A 2,390-nucleotide genomic window follows, 5' to 3' on the forward strand; every position below is an offset into this window, starting at 1 on the left:
CGGTGACCATGTCACAGCCTGTCCACAGCCCGGTGGTCTTCGATTGCTTCGGCATCCGGGAGTTGATAGGCATGATCCGTGCATTTGTTCGTTCGGCTCGGCAGGGGGATTGAATGAAGTTCGACATGGGGGCGCAGGTTCTGACGAGTCTGTCGTCGAAGTCGCGTGGGTCGAGTGATGATCTGGGCACGTTGATTCGTCAGTTGTTGCAGGCGGCGGCGCCGTTGGAGGGGAAGTTCAACGGTGCGGGCCGGGCGGCGTTCGACTCGTTCAAGGGTCGTTCGGACGAGATCACGGCGGCGTTGAACGGTTCGCTGTCGGCTCTCCTCGGTGGTCAGTCGGGGATGGAGCAGGCGTTCGGTTCGGGTGATCAGGAGCAGGGTGACAACGCGCGGCAGCAGATGTCTGCGGCGAATTTCGACGCGGCTCGCTTCGGCGGCCGGTGACAATCGGGGGGTTGGGTTCTGATGGCCGGTAACGGTGACCGTCGTTCGTACGACATCGGTGCGTCCACGGACGCGCAGGGCAACATCCAGGTGGTGATCGCGCGGCTGGAGGAAGTGATCGCGGCGCGTGACGGCCAGGTCAAGGCCGCGATGGCGGACTTCACGGCCGACGGTGTGGCGGACGAGTACCACGGCAAGGAAATGCGGTGGAACCGTTCCTCGCAGGAGGTCAAGAACATCATCCAGCTGCTGAAGACGACGCTGGAGAAGAACGACGGCACCGCGCAGCACACGATCACGCGCGCGAAGGCAGCCGTCGACAACATCGGCTGACCCGTCCGGGTGCCCGCCTTCGGGTGGGCCCGGGATCGGGGCGGTAACGGGGAGCATGAGGTAAGCGCATGACCGGGTGGGATCTGAAGCCGCAGGGCATTCAGGGTGTGCTGAAGACGACGGGTGAGGTCGCGTCGAAGATCCAGACGCATGCGACGTCGTACGGGGATCATCTGACGTCGGCGGCGTCGAGTGCGGGCACGATCACCGCCGAGGGCGGTGGCGGTGACAGCGGTGGCAAGGGCGGTGAGGCCGTGGGCGGTCTGGTCGCGCTCGCGTTGTCGCAGTTCGCCGAGCACACCACCGGGGACCTGAAGTTCATCGCGGCGCGGGCGGGGAAGTCGCTGACGGGTGCGGTGGACGCGACGACCGCGTATCTGAACGGTGACCTCGACATGGCCGCCGAGGCGCAGCGCAAGGCATTGGGCGCGGTGGATCTGGATCCGAAGAAGCCTGGGGTGCAGTCCCGGTGATCAAGCCCGAGGCGATTCCGCAGTACACCGGTGATCTGGGCCAGCTGGAGAAGGACCACGCGAGCCTGAAGGCGGACGCGGGCCATATCCGTGACACGGGTTCCTCCGTCCATACCCATTTCCAGGCGCTGTCGGCCTACTACCAGGCCCCCGAGGCGGAGCAGTTGTTCGCGTCGACGAAGCCGGTCAAGGACCGGGCCGACGGTTTCGCGGACGATCTGGAGAAGGTCGCCTCCTCGCTCTCCGACTACGCGAGCGAGATCCGTCCGCTGGTCACGAAGCTCACGCAGCTCAAGACCGACGCGACGACGTTCGTGAACGACAACAAGGACGACGACGACTGGGAGTACGACGGCGACAAGGTCGAGGAGCACAACAAGCTCCGCGACGACATCACCGCGACCGTCGCCGCGTTCTGGGCCGCCGAGCGGACCTGCCACAACAAGATCACCGCACTGTTCGGCGGGACGCAGATGGTCGCCGGCGACGGCTCCGACCGCAAGGACCAGTACGGGTTCAACGCCGACGACCTCAAGAACGCCAAACTCCCCTGGGGCGACCCCGTCGAGGAGAAACACCACTGGTACGAGGTCGGCCACTGGGTCAAGTCGTTCGTCTGGGACGGACTGATCGTCGACGGGATCTGGGGCACCATCAAGGGCCTGGGCACCCTCGTCGGATTCGGCGGCTGGGACGCCATGGGACAGGCCTGGAAAGGCCTCGCCCAACTCGCGACCGGCCTCGTCATCTCCTCCATCCCCGGCGCCGGAACCCTCTTCTGGGCCCTGCCCGACGACAAACTCCCCTCCTGGCTGCGCGACTCACGCACCGCGATGAAGGAAACCGGCAAAGCCCTCGTCGCCTGGGACGAATGGGGCAAGAACCCCGGCCGCGCCGCCGGAGCCGTCACATTCAACGTCCTGACCACCGTATTCACCGGAGGCGCAGGCGGCGCCGCCGCAGGAGCCGGCAAGGCCGGAGCCGTCGCGAAGGTACTCTCCGTCGCCGGCAAGGCCGGCAAGGTCATCGACCCCATGACCTACATCGCCAAAGGCGCCGGCGCCGGCCTCTCCAAGATCGGCGACATCACCAAAGGCCTCAAAGGCATCAGCAACATCGACATCCCCAAACTCCCCGA

The 2,390-nt window shown here is 65.8% G+C and carries 3 protein-coding genes and 1 pseudogene; all 4 read left to right on the top strand.

Annotated elements, in window-relative coordinates; translation table 11 throughout:
- The first annotated feature begins 113 nt into the window (after positions 1-113).
- Positions 114-446, top strand: a complete 333-nt coding sequence (locus tag EES42_RS44505) for a hypothetical protein (RefSeq protein WP_124723873.1) — start codon at positions 114-116, stop codon at positions 444-446.
- Positions 447-467: 21 nt separating this feature from the next.
- Positions 468-779: a pore-forming ESAT-6 family protein gene (locus tag EES42_RS44510; protein ID WP_124723874.1), complete on the top strand. Its 312-nt coding sequence runs from the start codon at positions 468-470 to the stop codon at positions 777-779.
- A 68-nt stretch (positions 780-847) separates the two neighbouring features.
- Positions 848-1,252: a DUF6507 family protein gene (locus EES42_RS44515; protein ID WP_124723875.1), complete on the top strand. Its 405-nt coding sequence runs from the start codon at positions 848-850 to the stop codon at positions 1,250-1,252.
- Positions 1,249-2,390: pseudogene (locus tag EES42_RS44520) on the top strand (protein phosphatase); the annotation flags it as partial. The gene EES42_RS44515 and the pseudogene EES42_RS44520, both read left to right, overlap by 4 nt.

The sequence above is a fragment of the Streptomyces sp. ADI95-17 genome, assembly GCF_003846175.1.
GTDB classification, from domain to species: domain Bacteria; phylum Actinomycetota; class Actinomycetes; order Streptomycetales; family Streptomycetaceae; genus Streptomyces; species Streptomyces sanglieri.

What these genes read in the sequence shown, in the direction of transcription:
- EES42_RS44505 (WP_124723873.1), top strand. Translation starts at nt 114, where the DNA reads ATGAAGTTCGACATGGGGGCGCAGGTTCTGACGAGTCTGTCGTCGAAG.
- EES42_RS44510 (WP_124723874.1), top strand. Translation starts at nt 468, where the DNA reads ATGGCCGGTAACGGTGACCGTCGTTCGTACGACATCGGTGCGTCCACG.
- EES42_RS44515 (WP_124723875.1), top strand. Translation starts at nt 848, where the DNA reads ATGACCGGGTGGGATCTGAAGCCGCAGGGCATTCAGGGTGTGCTGAAG.